This is a genomic window from Pseudomonas sp. ZY71, from assembly GCF_036542145.1.
GTDB classification, from domain to species: domain Bacteria; phylum Pseudomonadota; class Gammaproteobacteria; order Pseudomonadales; family Pseudomonadaceae; genus Aquipseudomonas; species Aquipseudomonas koreensis_A.
Map to the genome: position 1 here is coordinate 3,706,901 of NZ_CP144274.1, position 14,139 is coordinate 3,721,039.

Below are 14,139 nucleotides of genomic sequence, written 5' to 3' on the forward strand. Positions count from 1 at the left end.
ATGGCGTTTAAAAGCCCCTCACCCTAGCCCTCTCCCCGAGGGAGAGGGGACTGACCGTGGTGTTTGGGAGAGGTACGCCGACGTGGGATATCGCGTCGAACTCTGGTGAGGAAGCGGTTGGTGCCGCCTACAAGTTCCCTTACCTTGGCCCTCTCCTCGAAGTAGAGGGAACTGACCGGGGTGTTTGGGGGAGGTACGCCGACGTGGGATATCGCGTCGAACTCTGGTGACGAAGCGGTTGGTGCCGCCTACAAGTTCCCTTACCTTGGCCCTCTCCTCGAAGTAGAGGGAACTGACCGGGGTGTTTGGGGGAGGTACGCCGACGTGGGATACCGATGTGAATTCAGGTGGGTGACGGCTTGGGTTATTTGACCAGGCGTTTTTCTTTGGAAGGTCTGTAGCCGAAATATGAGCTGTAGCATTTGCTGAAATGACTCGGCGAGACGAAGCCGCACGCGACCAGCACTTCCACCTGCGAAAGCTCAGTGTGCTGCAACAACCGTCGCGCTTCAGTGATGCGCAGTTCCAGGTAATAGCGCTGCGGCGTGGTGCCCAGTTGTTCCTTGAACAAGCGCTCCAACTGCCGACGTGATCGCCCGGCGTACACCGCCAGTTGCTCCAGTTCCAGCGGTTCCTCCAGATTGGCATCCATCAGTTTCACCACTTCACGCAACGGCGCACTGACGCAGATGTTCTCGTCTGGTTTGATCCGCCGGTAGCGCGATTCCTCGAAGGCGAGGATGTCTTCGATCCCTTCGACCAGGGCTTTACCGTGCAGGCTCTTGATCCAGTCCAATGCCATGTGGAAAGCGCCGGACGGACTCGATGCCGTGAGCCGGTCGCGGTCGATCACGTAAGGCTCGCTGCTGACATGGGTGGTTTTAGCGATTTCGGTGAGTGCCGGGCGATGTTCCGGGTGGATCGCGCAGCGATAGCCGTCGAGCAGCCCGGCGCGGCCAAGAAACCACGAGCCATTCCACAACCCGGCGAGTGAGATGCCGCGCTCTGCTGCCGATCTGAGCAAGCCGATAAACTCATCACTTGCGCGCAGTTCGGTGCGATAACCGCCACACACCACCAGCAGATCCAGCTGCTGAAGCGCGGCCGAATCCAGACGTGCATCGGGGCGGATCACCAGGCCCAGATCACTGATGACTTCGCCGTCGCCCAAACCAAACGTGCGCGAGGAAAACAGCCCCGGACGCAGCAGATTAGTAGTGACAACGGTGTCCAGCGCTTGGGTAAACGCCGGTAGCGAAAAATGTTCGAGCAGCAGAAAACCGGTGCGGGTCAAGCGCGGGTCTTCCGCGCTTTGCTCATTCAGATAGCGGAGGTTTTTCCCCTTCATGCCTCCGCTGAATTGGCGTCGTTCGATCAAGTTCGGGTCCATCGGTCATGTTGTTGTGCGCCGATAGTTGGCTTGATCCGCCAAAGAGTCAATCACGCCTGTGGTTGATGGCTGGTCACGCAGTGAATTCCGCCCCCGCCAGCGGCAATGGCATCGATGTTGAGCTGGACGATTTCGCGATCCGGATACAGTTGCGACAACAGATCGAAAGCCTTCTTGTCCGCCGCTTTATCGCCAAATTCCGGGGCGATGATCGCGCCGTTGATGACGAAGTAATTGATGTAACCGGCGGCAAAGTCCGGGTTGTCCTTGTTGAACTTGCTTTTGCGCGGTTTCAGCGGCGGCGACATCGTGTGGATCTGCAATTTGCGGCCATCAGCGTCGGTGGCGTTCTTGAGGATTTCCAGGTGCGCCAGGGTGACCTTGTGATCGTAGGATTGAGGGTCGGTGTCGAGGTTGGCGATGACCACGCCGGGCTTGATAAAGCGTGCGTAGAAATCGACGTGAGCATCGGTGATGTCCTTGCCTTTGATCCCCGGCAGCCAGATGATTTTGCGCAGGCCCAGGCGTTCCTTCAGTTCGGCTTCGACATCGGCCTTGCTCCAGTCCGGATTGCGGTTGCTGTTGATCCAGCTGCTCTCGGTCATGATCCCGGTGCCGTGACCGTCGACCTCGATGCCACCGCCCTCGCCCACCAGATCGGTGCGGATATACGTGGCTTGCGCGTCGTCGGCGACCAGTGCGGCGATCTTCGAGTCTTTACTGTGCTGCTGTTTGCCACCCCAACCGTTGAAGTTGAAGTCCACCGCGCCGAGGCCGCCCTTGTCGTCGATGACGAAGTTGGCGCCGATGTCGCGCATCCAGATGTCATCCAGCCCGGCGGTGACGTAAGTGATATTGCGCGTACCGCAGAATTCTTCGGCGATGCTGCGTTCGTTCTTGCGGCAGAACACGGTGACCGGTTCAAACCGGGCGATGGCGCGGGCAATGCGGCCGAGGGCTTCCTGGACGTCTTCGGTGAAGTCTTCCCAGATCGCATCCTGCGCGCCGAAGGCGATGTAGGCGCGCTCATGTTTATCGCCTTCGTCGGGCATGAACCAGCGGCCCTGCGCGGCGGCGAGGACTTTGCCCGGCGAAAGGCCCAGGCCTGTCACCGCAGCGCTGACAGCGGCGGCGACCGTGACTTGTTTGATGAACTCACGACGAGTCGACATCTTGCTATTCCTGTAAATAAGGGCCGGCGAACGCGCCGGCCATTGATCATTGGCCAGTGGCAGTCTTGAATTTGGTCCAGGTGCGCATGCGCGCGCGCATGTCGGCCTGAGGAATATCCTTGCCCGGAATCAATCGAGCATAGGTCGCCTCGTCGAGGTAGATATCCGGGTTGTCGCGCATGCTTTCATCAACACTCGCCCGCGCCTTGGCGTTGGAAGTCGGGTAACCGGTGAAATTGCTGATCGCTGCCATGTTCTGCGGGCGCATGACGAAGTTGATGAACGCGTAGGCGTATTCCGGGTGTTTGGCGTCAACCGGAATGGCCATGGTGTCCATCCACACCGTGGTGCCTTCGCGCGGTACGCGGTACTGAAACTTCGTTTGCTTACCGGCACTGTCCGAAGTGCGCTGGGCCTGGGTCATGTCGCCGCTGTAGCCGAGTGACAGGCACAGGTTGCCGTTGACCAGATCGGTCACCGGTTGCGACTGGAACTTGCGGATGTACGGACGCAGCTTCATCAGCAGTTCACTGGCGGCGGCCAGATCCTCGGCTTTGCCGCTGCGCGGATCGCGACCGAGGTAATTGAGCACCACCGCCAAGGCTTCGTCTGGCGAGTCGATCATCGAGATGCCGCAATCGGCAAACTTCGCCGCCAGCTCCGGTTTGAACAACATGTCGAGGCTGTTCACCGGCGCATCGGCCATGCGCTGTTTGATCTGTTCTTCGTTGTAGGTCAGGCCGATGGTGCCCCAGGTGTAAGGCACCGTGGCTTTGCTGGAGTGCTCGTAATGGCCGCGCAGCTGCTGCAAACCGGGTTCGATGTCGGCCAGCTCGGTCAGCTTCGTTTGATCCAGCGGCATCAGGCTGCCGGCGCGCATCAAGCGCTCGGCGACGGTGTCGCCGGGAAAGATCAGGTCATAACCGCTGCCGCCGGAGAGCATCTTCGCCTCCAGTGTTTCGCTGCCGTCCATGACGTCGTAGATCACCTTGATCCCGGTTTCGGCGGTGAAGCGACTCAAGGTGTCTTCGGCAAAATAATCCGCCCAGTTGTACAGCCGCAGGGTTTTGTCTTCGGCGTGCAGCGACGGCATCAAGCAGATCAGCGCCAGGCCGATCGCGCCGCGCAAGCGTTTGTGATGGGTAGCCATGTCAAACCCCTTGGGTGTTCCAGCGTGCATGAAGGTGGCGACCGTCCTGACTGAGCAACGGCCCGTACATGTCAGGCCGACGATCGCGATAGATGCCCCAGCTCAAACGCTCTTCGCGCATCGCCGCCAGATCGAGACGCTGCACCAGCACACCGCTGCTGTCGCGGTCAGCGTTGGCGAGCAGTTGGCCCTTGTGATCGCTGATGAACGACGAACCGTAGAAGCTCATTTGCAGGTTCGAATCGGTGGTCGCGGTTTCTCGACCGACCCGATTCGATGCCACCACCGGCAGCAGATTGGCAGCGGCATGGCCGCGCATGGTCATCTGCCAGTGATCGCGGGAATCCAGCGCCGCGCAGCCTGGTTCCGAGCCGATCGCCGTCGGGTACAGCAGTACTTCAGCGCCCATCAGCGCCAGGCAACGGGCGGTTTCCGGGAACCACTGATCCCAGCAGATACCCACGCCGAGACGGCCGAACGCGGTGTCCCAGACTTTGAAACCGGTGTCGCCGGGGCTGAAATATTCCTTCTCCTGATAGCCGATGGCGTTGGGAATATGGGTCTTGCGATACACACCCAACAGGCGCCCGTCAGCATCGGCCACACTCAGCGAATTGAAGTAGGCGTTGCCGGCCTTTTCGAACCAGCTCAGCGGCAATACCACACCCAACTCGCGGGCCAGCGCGGCGAAGCGCGCGAGCACACGGCTGTCGCGATATTCCTCGGCCAACGCCATGTGTTTATGGCTTTGTTCGATGCAGAAGTACGGAGTGGCGAAGAGCTCCTGCAACAGGATCACTTGCGCGCCCTGCTGCGCTGCGTCACGGACGAGTTGCTCGGCGCGATCAAGGTTGCCGGGTAAATCCCAGGTGCACGGCATCTGGGTGGTCGCGATGGTCAGAATGCTCATGCGTTCAACCTCTCAGCGGCCAGGCTGGCTGCTGCTGCGTGATGCAATGCACCCCGCCGCCGCCATGGGCCAAATGATTGATCCGCACCGGCACCACTTCGCGGCCGGGGAAGGCTTGCTCCAGCACTTTGGCGGCGACGTTGTCAGCCTCGATGCCATACGCCGGCATGATGATCGCGCCGTTGGCGATGTAGAAATTGGTGTACGAGGCGCAGAACACTTCGGCTTCGGTGTCGACCGCATCGGAGGCTTCGAACAGTTCGATCAGTTCGAATTTGCGTCCCTGCGCATCGGTGGCCAGTTCCAGTGCTCGGCGGTTTTCTCGGGCTACTTCGGCGTAGACCGACGACTTGTCGTGGGTGGCGTCAACCAGCAGCACACCCGGACGGGCGAAGGCGCAGACACCATCGACGTGGCCATCGGTCATATCGCCAGTGACGTAATCCGGATCGCCCGGCAACCAGACGGTTTTCTTCACGCCGAGCAAGCGGCTGAAGATCTCTTCCATCTCGCCTTTGCTCATGCCGGGGTTGCGATTGGGGTTGAGCAACACCGATTCAGTGGTGATCAGCGTGCCTTCACCGTCGACATGAATCGCCCCGCCCTCGTTGCTCAGCGGCGTGCCGAAGCATTCCAGGCCGAGGTGATTGAGCGCGCGGCGCGCCAGACTTTCGTCCAGATCATGCGCCGATTTGCCGCCCCAGGCGTTGAAGCGCCAGCTCACACCGGCCAGCCCTTGCTGTGGATGGCAGACAAAGGTCGGGCCGGAGTCACGGCACCAACTGTCATTCACTGCCAGCGGGATCAATTCAATGTTCGGCCCGCACAATGCCTTGGCGCTGGCGATGGCCGATGGGTCGACCACCAGTTTCACCGGTTCGAAACGGGCGATGGCGTTGGCGACGCGAGCGAAATCTTCCTGCACCTGCGCCAGCGTCACGCGCCAACCGGACTCCCACAACGTCTGGTTGTGCGGCCAGACCATCCACGTCGCGGCGTGAGTTACCCACTCTGCCGGCATCATCCAGGCGCTGTTTTTATTGTCGTTGTGCTGCATGATAAGCCTCGTTAGTTAAGCCGTTGTGTTCAATAGGCTTATGCTACGACCCATAAAAACGGCAAACAAACGATGGATTTTGCGGATAACTGATTAGAGGAGCTTATCGATATGCTTAAACACTGGCCGCCGCTCAGCTCTCTGCGTGGCTTCGAAGCCGCCGCCCGGCTCGGCAGTTTTCACAAGGCTGCCGAGGAGTTGAGCCTCACGCAGTCGGCGATCAGTCAGCAGATCCGCAGCCTTGAGGCCTATCTGGAACAGCCGCTGTTCTTCCGCAGCGGTCGCAGCGTGGCGTTGACCGATGCCGGCCACGATTTGCTCAGCACCACGCAAGCGATGCTGCAGCAACTGGCGGTGGGGATTCGGCGTCTGGGCCAGTATCAGAAACCCAATCAACTGGTGCTCAACACCACCCCGGCGTTTGCCCGGCATTGGTTGCTGCCACGCTTGGCGGATTTTCGCACACAGCATCCGGAGGTCGATCTGTGGATTTACAGCACCGATGAAGTGCCAGACATGGCCACTCAGACCATCGATCTGGCGGTGCGCGACGACATCAGTTCACAGGCCGAATGCAGCTTCAACGTGCTGCACGCCGACCGACTCTTTCCGGCGTGCCATCCGCGCCTGCTCCAAGTCGCTCAAGCAGAGCGCACCACCTTGCATGGCGAGCGCGAAATGGACTGGAGTCATTGGGCGGTCGAGGCCGGGATCGACGTCGGTCAGCGGGATCAGGGATTGAATTTTTCCGATCCCGGGCTGCTGCTCGACGCCGCCTGTTCAGGGCTTGGCATTGCGCTGGTCAGTCAACTGCTCAGCCGTCAGGCGCGGGCTGACGGCTTGTTGCAACCTTTGGTCGAGAACACCATTCGCGGGCCGAACTGGGCGCTGTTGACCCACCGCGACAGTGAGCATGATCCGCTGGCGCGCAGTTTCAGTGAATGGCTGATCAATAACCTGGCCGATCAATGACCGGTGCATGCTGCGCCATCACCTCGACAATCCAGTCGATGAACACCCGCAGTTTGAGGCTGACATGCCGGTTCGGCGGATAAGCCACATAGAGCGGCATCGGTTCGAGTTGCCAGTCCTCGAACAGCGGCACCAGTTCGCCGCGCGCCTCATGGTTTTTCGACATGTACTTGGGTAGCCACAGCACGCCCAAGCCCGCCAGACCTGCCGCGAGGTAGGCGTTACCATCGTCGACCGCGAGCACGTGGCGCCCTTTGATTTGCAGGTTTTCACTGGCGTTGTGCAAGGCATACGGCACCGGTTTTCCGGTGCGCGCCCAGAGGAAACCGACCACGCGATGGTGGCTGTTTTCCAGCTCCCGTGGATGCACCGGCGTACCCGCGCGCGCGAGGTATTGCGGCGCGGCGAACACACCCAACTCAAGGTCGGCGACCTTGCGCGCCATCAGCGACAGGTCCATCAGTTCACCGCCACGCACCACGCAATCGACGTTCTCGTCAATGATGTCGACGATACGGTCGCTGACGCCCATGTCGATCTGGATATCCGGGTAACGCGCGTGGAACTCAGGAAGGGCCGGCACCAGAATCAGCCGTGCCAGCGGACTCGGTACGTCTACGCGCAGTCTTCCCTTGGGCAATGCCGCCGCGCCGGGCAGGCTGGTTTCGGCGTCGTCCATATCCGCCAGCAACTTGATCACTCGCTCGTAATAAACCGCTCCATCGGCGGTGACGTTGACCTTGCGCGTGGTGCGATTGAGCAATTTGACCCGCAGCCGTGCTTCCAACTGCTGAACCAGTTGGGTCACGGTAGTCTTGCTCATGTGCAAGGTTTCCGCCGCTTTAGTGAAACTCCCCGCCTCGACCACCCGGGCAAAGGCCTGCATTGCGTCAAAACGGTCCAAAGTGCGCCCTCGATTGTTTGGATTTCACAAACAGTGAACGCCAAGCTTGCGCGTTTATCGCCCGCCTGCAAATACCTAAAGTGGCTCCATCAACTCAAATGAAGGAGACACCCCATGACTCAGCGCGATGTTGTTTTCCCACCCGCACGCCGCACCCTCTATGAGCGCCATCGGTACTCGCCGGCCATTCGCTCCAACGGTTTTCTGTTTGTCTCGGGACAGGTCGGCAGCACCGACGACGGCACGCCAGAGCCGGATCTGAAAAACCAGGTGCGTCAGGCTTTCACTAACCTCAATGCAATCCTTGCAGAGGCCGGTGCCAGCTTCGATGACGTGGTCGATGTCACCGTATTCATCGTTGACCCCCCGTCGAAATTCGAGACGATCTGGGATGTGGTGCTGACCGAGTTCTGGGGCGAGGCGCCGCATCCGACGGTGACGGCGGTTGGCGTGACGTGGCTGTATGGGTTTGATTTCGAGATCAAGGTGATTGCCAGGTTGCCGTAAATATCCGGACACACCCATTCGTTTGCCATTTCAAAGGTCGTCTGTTTGCATGCTGCCCCACATCAGCATTCAGATCAGGGAGAGGATCGATGAACATTTTGGTGGTGGGTGCCAGTAAAGGCTTGGGTCGAGCGTTTATCGAAGGATTGGGCAACGCGGGAGACACGTTGATTGGTGTGTCCCGCACGCGCCCCGAAGGTTTGATGTCCGAGGCCGAGCGTCCAGTACGCTGGGTGGAAGCCGATCTGATGAACCCGGCCAAAGCCGCCCACGCCGTCGAGCAGGCGGTCGTCGACGATGGGCTGGATACGCTGATCTACAACCTTGGCATCTGGGAAGAGTCGGCGTTCGATCCAGCCTATGACTTTCTCGACAGTCCGGACGACGAATTGCAAGCCATCGTAAGTTGCAACATCAGCGCAACGATCCTGTTGATCAAACGCCTGCTTCCCCTTCTGCTGAAAAGCCCCCATCCCAGAATCATCCTCACCGGATCAACCTCGGGCCTACCACAAAGCGGGCGCCCGGAAGTCGCTTTCGGCGCCTCGAAATTCGCCCTGCGCGGGATCGCCGATACATTGCGCGAAGGCTACCGGCATCAGCGTCTGGCAGTCACCAGCCTTAATCTTGGCTATCTGAACACCGAAGACCTGCTGAGCACGCCACGGGACGTGGCGTCGCAGCGCGGCGAGGGTCAATTGATTCCCGTACACGATGTCGTCGACGTGGTGCGCATGATCCTCAGTTTGTCCTCGGCCAGCTACATCAAGGAGCTCACGCTTCCGGCGATACTCGACGAACGTTTTTGACCACTGCAGCCCTGATGGCGCTGGCCTTTGCGCGTGGGAATACGTATAACCTCGCCGACTCGTCTACCCTCACGTAGCGCCCTGGTTCAGCACTTCACACTTTTTGACGCTCACGAAACGGAGAATTCCATGCTCAAACGAACACTGGCACTGACCGCCGGCCTGGCCCTGTCATTTTCTACCTTGATGGTGCAAGCCGCTGACGTTTTACGCGTCAGCGCGATTCCCGATGAAGCGCCGACCGAATTGCTGCGCAAGTTCGAACCGTTGGGTGCCTATCTGGAACAGCAACTGGGCATGAAAGTGCAGTTCGTGCCGGTGGCCGATTACCCGGCAGTGGTTGAAGCCTTGGCGACCGATCGCCTCGACATGGCCTGGCTCGGCGGTTTTACCTTTGTGCAGGCGCGCTTGAAGACCGACGCGACCACCCCGGTGATCCCGCTGGTGCAGCGCGAACAGGATGCGCAATTCACCAGCAAATTCATCACCGCCGACCCGAATGTACATAGCCTCGCCGACTTGAAAGGCAAAACCTTCGCCTTCGGTTCGGTGTCGTCCACCTCCGGCAGCCTGATGCCGCGTTACTTCATGCTGAAAAACGACAACATCAAGCCTGAGGCGTATTTCAGCCGTGTCGCCTACTCCGGCGCCCACGACGCCACCGTGGCCTGGGTGCAGGCCGGCAAGGTCGACGCCGGCGTGCTGAACGCCAGTGTTTGGCAGAAACTGGTGGATGCCGGCAAGGTCGACACCAACAAGGTCAAAGTCTTCGCCACCACCCCGACCTACTTCGATTACAACTGGACCGTGCGCGGCACCCTCGACCCGGCACTCGCGGCGAAGATCAAAAAAGCCTTCCTGGATCTGGACCCGGCCAACCCGGAGCAGAAAAAGATTCTTGATCTGCAGGCCGCCAGCCGCTTCATCGACACCAAGCCCGAGAACTACAAGGGCATCGAGGAAGCCGCCCGCGCCGCCGAACTGCTGAAATGACCCTACGCCTCACACAGGGCAGCCTGCGCCACGCCAATGGAGTCGATGCCCTGCGCGGTGTCGACTTGCAGATTGGCGTTGGTGAACAGGTCGCCATCATTGGCCCGTCCGGGGCCGGGAAATCAAGTTTGCTCAACCTGCTGGCCACCGCGTTGCGGCCCAGCAGCGGTGACATCGAAGTGCTCGGCGAACGTGCTTGGCACTTGTCCGCCCGCCAGCGTCAGCGCCTGCGCGCGCGCATTGGTCTGGTGCATCAGGCGCCGCCATTGCCACCGCGTCAGCGCGTTGTCACCGCCGTACTGGCCGGCAAGCTGGGCCAATGGAGTCTGGGTAAAAGCCTTTTGAATCTGCTGCATCCACTGGATGTGGCCGGTGCGCGAGCAGCGTTGGCGCGGCTGGATCTGGGCGACAAACTCTTCGCCCATTGCCAACAATTGTCCGGCGGCCAGTTGCAGCGCGTCGGCATTGCCCGCGTGTTGTATCAGGCGCCGGAAATTCTGCTGGCCGACGAACCCGTGTCGGCGATGGACCCGGTCATGGCCGGGCACACCTTGTCGATCCTCTCGCGGCATGCCCGTGAACACAACGTCACACTGGTGGCGAGCCTGCATGCGGTGGATCTGGCGCTGTCGCACTTCCCACGGATCATCGGCCTGCGCGACGGGCAGGTTCTGTTCGACTGCGCCTCCGGGCAAGTCAGCCACGAGATGCTCGACGCGCTGTACGCCAACGAAAAACTGCAATCGCCGACCGCTGCAGTGGCGCCTCTGACTGTGCAGATTCCCCGATGCTGAAAGCCGATTCACGCGATCCGGCGGCGTGGCCGCGATTGTTGCTGACGTTGCTGGCGATAGCCTTGCTGTGGCCGGGCGTTCAGCTCAGTGAGCTGGATCTGGGCGTGTTGCTGCCCGACAGCCAGAATGAAATGGGCCGTTTCGTCGCGCAATTCTGGCCTCCGGCGCACGACGAAGCGTTTCTCCAGCTACTGCTCAAAGCCACCCTGCAAACCCTGGCCATTGCCACCGCCGGCATGGCCTTGGCGCTGTTGTTGGCGATACCGGCCGGCCTGCTTGCCAGTCGCGCGCTGTCGCTGTCCGCCGCCTCGCACGGTGGCGTGCCCAGCCGACTGGGACGTCTACTGCGCTGGCCGGTACGCGGGCTGCTGATTTTTTTGCGCAGCGTGCCGGAAATCGTCTGGGCGCTGTTGTTTGTCCGCGCTGTTGGACTTGGTCCGGCGGCGGGTGTACTGGCGATCGCCATCACCTACAGCGGCATGCTCGGCAAGGTCTACGCGGAGATTTTCGAGTCCACTGATCAGCGTCCCGCGCACGCACTGTTGCAGGCCGGGAGCGGCCGACTGGCAGCGTTTGCTTACGGCACGTTGCCCAATGTCGCGTCGGAACTGCTGTCGTATACGGTCTATCGCTGGGAATGCGCAATTCGCGCCTCGGTCGTGATGGGTTTTGTCGGTGCTGGCGGCTTGGGACAACAGATCGACCTGTCGATCCGCATGTTCGCCGGCGGTGAAGTCGCCAGTATTCTGCTGTGCTTCCTGGTTCTGGTGTTGGCCGCCGATCAACTCAGCCGCTTGCTGCGCTGGAGGCTGACATGAATCGCTTGATCAACCTGCTGCTGATCGCCGGCATTGCGCTGGCGGTGATCGCTTCCTTCGTTTATCTGGGGCTGGATCTTGGCGAACTCGGCAGCGCTACCAGCCTCAGGCAGATGGGCGCTTACGTGCAGCGCTTTCTCAGCCCGGACCTGAGCGCCGATTACCTCAGGGCAATCTTCCACGGCTCGCTGGAAACCTTGGCCATGTCGGCCCTCGGCACGCTACTCGCGGCGGTGTTCGGCATCGTCCTGGCACTGCCCGCCGCCGGGCGTTTCGGCTGGCCGCTGCAAAGTGCCTCACGCTTGCTGCTCAACGCCTTGCGGGCGATTCCGGAACTGGTCTGGGCGGCGCTGATGGTGCTTGCCGCCGGCCTCGGGCCGAACGCCGGCACCCTCGCCCTTGCCCTGCACACCACCGGCGTGCTTGGCCGCTTGTTCGCCGAAGCTCTGGAAAATACGCCGCCGCAACCGGCCGAAGCCATTCGTTTGCAGGGCGGCAATCCTCTCCTTGCCTTCTGTTACGGCACGCTGCCGAACCTTGCGCCGCAACTGCTCGCCTACATTCTGTACCGCTGGGAAAACAACATCCGCATGGCCAGCGTGCTGGGTTTTGTCGGTGCCGGCGGGCTGGGTCAGATGCTCTATGTGAGCCTGAGCCTGTTTCAGGAAGCCCAGGCCAGCACAGTGATTCTGGCAATGCTGGTGCTGGTGTTTGTGGTCGACTGGTTGAGTGCCTGGAGTCGGCAGCGCTGGGTAAAGGCGTAGTAGGCAGGCCGGCGGCTGGATATCTGGCAGAAGCTGATTATGCTTCAGGAAAGCTTGCACAAATGCGCGATGGCGACACTGTGCAAGCTTCACGCGACAGCGCTTCCGGCATATGCCACAAGGCCAGAGTGAGACGAGCAATAACGGGGGACTCCGGCCTACAACAATAAGCACGACGGAGAACACCCATGGCCACAACCTATACAACGTCCACCGGCAGTCCACCGCGCAGCGGCGGCATCACCAAGGAGGAGCGCAAGGTCATCTTCGCTTCGTCCCTGGGCACGGTTTTCGAGTGGTACGACTTTTACCTCTACGGTTCACTGGCGGCGATCATCGCCAAGCACTTCTTTGCCGGTGTCAACGAAACCACCGCGTTTATCTTCGCCCTGCTCGCCTTCGCCGCCGGGTTTGCCGTGCGGCCGTTCGGGGCGATTGTATTTGGCCGGCTCGGCGACATGATTGGGCGCAAGCACACGTTCCTGATCACCATCGTGATCATGGGTGTATCGACGGCGATTGTCGGACTGTTGCCCGGTTACGCGACCATTGGCGTCGCCGCGCCGGTCATCCTTATTACCCTGCGCCTGCTGCAAGGTCTGGCGCTGGGCGGCGAGTATGGCGGTGCAGCGACGTATGTGGCTGAGCATGCGCCACGCAACAGGCGTGGTTTCTTCACCTCGTGGATTCAAACCACTGCGACGCTTGGTCTGTTCCTTTCATTGCTGGTGATCCTCGCCTGCCGCACTGCGCTGGGCACTGAAGCGTTCGAAGCGTGGGGCTGGCGGATTCCGTTTCTGCTGTCGATCCTGCTGCTGATCGTCTCGGTATACATCCGCCTGCAACTGAGCGAATCACCGGTATTCCAGAAGATGAAGGCCGAAGGCAAGGCATCGAAAGCGCCGCTGACCGAATCCTTTGCACGCTGGGACAACCTCAAAGTGGTGATCATGTCGCTGCTTGGCGGCACGGCCGGGCAAGCGGTGGTCTGGTACACCGGGCAGTTCTACGCGTTGTTCTTCCTGCTGCAGACATTGAAGATCGACCCGCAGACCGCCAACCTGCTGATTGCCGGTTCACTGCTGATCGGCACGCCGTTCTTCGTCATTTTCGGCAGCCTCTCCGACCGCATCGGGCGCAAGCCGATCATCATGGTCGGCTGTATTCTGGCGGCGCTGACCTACTTCCCGATCTTCCACGCGCTGACCCAGTACGGTAATCCCGACGTGTTCATCGCTCAGGAGAAAAACCCGGTCAAAGTGATCGCCAACCCGGACCACTGTTCGTTCCAGTTCGACCCGGTGGGCAAGGCCAAATTCACCAGTTCCTGCGACCTGGCGAAGACCCTGCTGGCAAAACGGGCGATCCCGTATGAGAACGTGATCGCCGAACCGGGCACCGTCGCGCAAGTGCGCATTGGCGACAAAGTCGTCGAGAGTTTCGAAGGCAGTGTGCTGCCAGCCGCCGACTTCAAGACTCGCAACGATGCGTTCACCGCGACCCTCGGCACCGCACTTAAGGAGGCTGGTTATCCGGAGAAAGCCGACCCGGCGAAAACCAACTACCCGATGGTGTTGCTCCTGCTCACCGTGCTGGTGATCTACGTGACCATGGTTTATGGCCCGATCGCGGCGTGGCTGGTCGAGCTGTTCCCGACCCGCATCCGCTACACCTCGATGTCACTGCCCTATCACATCGGCAACGGCTGGTTCGGCGGCTTCCTGCCGACGGTGGCGTTTGCCATGGTCGCCGCGACCGGGGATATCTACTACGGGCTGTGGTACCCGATCGTGATCGCGGTGATGACGGCGATACTGGGCACGTTCTTCCTGCCGGAAACCAAGGATCGCGACATTCTCAAGGACTGAACACCGTCAGCGCGCCCTCTCCATCGCGGGA

The 14,139-nt window shown here is 60.6% G+C and carries 14 protein-coding genes; 8 read left to right on the top strand and 6 right to left on the bottom strand.

Features of this window, described 5'->3' with window-relative positions:
- Positions 1–364: 364 nt before the first annotated feature.
- The 5 genes from VY732_RS16445 to VY732_RS16465 are packed head-to-tail and all read right to left on the bottom strand — an operon-like array spanning position 365 to position 5,679.
- Complete coding sequence (locus tag VY732_RS16445) at positions 365–1,390, bottom strand: GlxA family transcriptional regulator (RefSeq protein ID WP_331691180.1); 1,026 nt, start codon at positions 1,388–1,390, stop codon at positions 365–367.
- Between the two features lie 50 nt (positions 1,391–1,440).
- Entirely contained in the window at positions 1,441–2,562 is a 1,122-nt protein-coding gene (locus VY732_RS16450) for an agmatine deiminase family protein (protein WP_331691181.1), read from the bottom strand.
- Between the two features lie 46 nt (positions 2,563–2,608).
- On the bottom strand, positions 2,609–3,712 hold the full coding sequence (locus tag VY732_RS16455; protein WP_331691182.1) for an extracellular solute-binding protein: 1,104 nt from the start codon (positions 3,710–3,712) through the stop codon (positions 2,609–2,611).
- 1 nt (position 3,713) lies between these two features.
- Positions 3,714–4,622, bottom strand: coding sequence for an N-carbamoylputrescine amidase (gene aguB, locus VY732_RS16460; protein WP_322843655.1), 909 nt, complete (start codon positions 4,620–4,622; stop codon positions 3,714–3,716).
- 4 nt (positions 4,623–4,626) lie between these two features.
- The gene (locus VY732_RS16465) at positions 4,627–5,679 is read right to left on the bottom strand and encodes an agmatine deiminase family protein (protein ID WP_331691183.1); all 1,053 of its coding nucleotides are present in this window, start codon (positions 5,677–5,679) and stop codon (positions 4,627–4,629) included.
- A 111-nt stretch (positions 5,680–5,790) separates the two neighbouring features.
- On the opposite strand from VY732_RS16465, the gene VY732_RS16470 reads away from it, so the two are divergent.
- Positions 5,791–6,651 carry a LysR substrate-binding domain-containing protein gene (locus VY732_RS16470; protein WP_331691184.1) on the top strand — a complete coding sequence of 287 codons (861 nt, stop codon included), beginning with the start codon at positions 5,791–5,793 and terminating at the stop codon, positions 6,649–6,651.
- On the opposite strand, the gene VY732_RS16475 is transcribed toward VY732_RS16470, so the two are convergent.
- Entirely contained in the window at positions 6,629–7,555 is a 927-nt protein-coding gene (locus VY732_RS16475; protein WP_331691185.1) for a LysR family transcriptional regulator, read from the bottom strand. The two genes, VY732_RS16470 and VY732_RS16475, sit on opposite strands and share 23 nt — an antisense overlap.
- Before the next feature lie 114 nt (positions 7,556–7,669).
- Here VY732_RS16475 and VY732_RS16480 point away from each other — a divergent pair, with 114 nt between their 5' ends.
- The 7 genes from VY732_RS16480 to VY732_RS16510 all read left to right on the top strand — a co-directional run bounded on the left by VY732_RS16480 (position 7,670) and on the right by VY732_RS16510 (position 14,108).
- Positions 7,670–8,062, top strand: a complete 393-nt coding sequence (locus VY732_RS16480) for a RidA family protein (RefSeq protein WP_331691186.1) — start codon at positions 7,670–7,672, stop codon at positions 8,060–8,062.
- Positions 8,063–8,151: 89 nt separating this feature from the next.
- Positions 8,152–8,871, top strand: a complete 720-nt coding sequence (locus VY732_RS16485) for an SDR family NAD(P)-dependent oxidoreductase (protein ID WP_331691187.1) — start codon at positions 8,152–8,154, stop codon at positions 8,869–8,871.
- A gap of 129 nt (positions 8,872–9,000) precedes the next feature.
- Positions 9,001–9,864, top strand: coding sequence for a putative selenate ABC transporter substrate-binding protein (locus tag VY732_RS16490; protein ID WP_137216861.1), 864 nt, complete (start codon positions 9,001–9,003; stop codon positions 9,862–9,864).
- The gene (locus tag VY732_RS16495; protein ID WP_331691188.1) at positions 9,861–10,658 is read left to right on the top strand and encodes a phosphonate ABC transporter ATP-binding protein; all 798 of its coding nucleotides are present in this window, start codon (positions 9,861–9,863) and stop codon (positions 10,656–10,658) included. The genes VY732_RS16490 and VY732_RS16495 overlap by 4 nt, the downstream gene beginning before the upstream one ends.
- Positions 10,652–11,476 (top strand): PhnE/PtxC family ABC transporter permease, encoded by an 825-nt coding sequence (locus tag VY732_RS16500; protein WP_137216863.1) that lies wholly within the window; start codon positions 10,652–10,654, stop codon positions 11,474–11,476. Before VY732_RS16495 ends, VY732_RS16500 begins: the two co-directional genes overlap by 7 nt.
- Complete coding sequence (gene phnE, locus VY732_RS16505) at positions 11,473–12,240, top strand: phosphonate ABC transporter, permease protein PhnE (protein ID WP_077572637.1); 768 nt, start codon at positions 11,473–11,475, stop codon at positions 12,238–12,240. Before VY732_RS16500 ends, phnE begins: the two co-directional genes overlap by 4 nt.
- 188 nt (positions 12,241–12,428) lie before the next feature.
- Positions 12,429–14,108: an MFS transporter gene (locus VY732_RS16510; protein ID WP_331691189.1), complete on the top strand. Its 1,680-nt coding sequence runs from the start codon at positions 12,429–12,431 to the stop codon at positions 14,106–14,108.
- The last annotated feature ends 31 nt before the right edge of the window (positions 14,109–14,139 follow it).

Coding starts and splice junctions, on each gene's coding strand:
- VY732_RS16495 (WP_331691188.1), top strand. CDS start 9,861: ATGACCCTACGCCTCACACAGGGCAGCCTGCGCCACGCCAATGGAGTC.
- VY732_RS16500 (WP_137216863.1), top strand. CDS start 10,652: ATGCTGAAAGCCGATTCACGCGATCCGGCGGCGTGGCCGCGATTGTTG.
- VY732_RS16450 (WP_331691181.1), bottom strand. CDS start 2,562: ATGTCGACTCGTCGTGAGTTCATCAAACAAGTCACGGTCGCCGCCGCT.
- aguB (WP_322843655.1), bottom strand. CDS start 4,622: ATGAGCATTCTGACCATCGCGACCACCCAGATGCCGTGCACCTGGGAT.
- VY732_RS16480 (WP_331691186.1), top strand. CDS start 7,670: ATGACTCAGCGCGATGTTGTTTTCCCACCCGCACGCCGCACCCTCTAT.
- VY732_RS16490 (WP_137216861.1), top strand. CDS start 9,001: ATGCTCAAACGAACACTGGCACTGACCGCCGGCCTGGCCCTGTCATTT.
- VY732_RS16485 (WP_331691187.1), top strand. CDS start 8,152: ATGAACATTTTGGTGGTGGGTGCCAGTAAAGGCTTGGGTCGAGCGTTT.
- VY732_RS16470 (WP_331691184.1), top strand. CDS start 5,791: ATGCTTAAACACTGGCCGCCGCTCAGCTCTCTGCGTGGCTTCGAAGCC.
- VY732_RS16510 (WP_331691189.1), top strand. CDS start 12,429: ATGGCCACAACCTATACAACGTCCACCGGCAGTCCACCGCGCAGCGGC.
- VY732_RS16455 (WP_331691182.1), bottom strand. CDS start 3,712: ATGGCTACCCATCACAAACGCTTGCGCGGCGCGATCGGCCTGGCGCTG.
- VY732_RS16445 (WP_331691180.1), bottom strand. CDS start 1,390: ATGGACCCGAACTTGATCGAACGACGCCAATTCAGCGGAGGCATGAAG.
- phnE (WP_077572637.1), top strand. CDS start 11,473: ATGAATCGCTTGATCAACCTGCTGCTGATCGCCGGCATTGCGCTGGCG.
- VY732_RS16465 (WP_331691183.1), bottom strand. CDS start 5,679: ATGCAGCACAACGACAATAAAAACAGCGCCTGGATGATGCCGGCAGAG.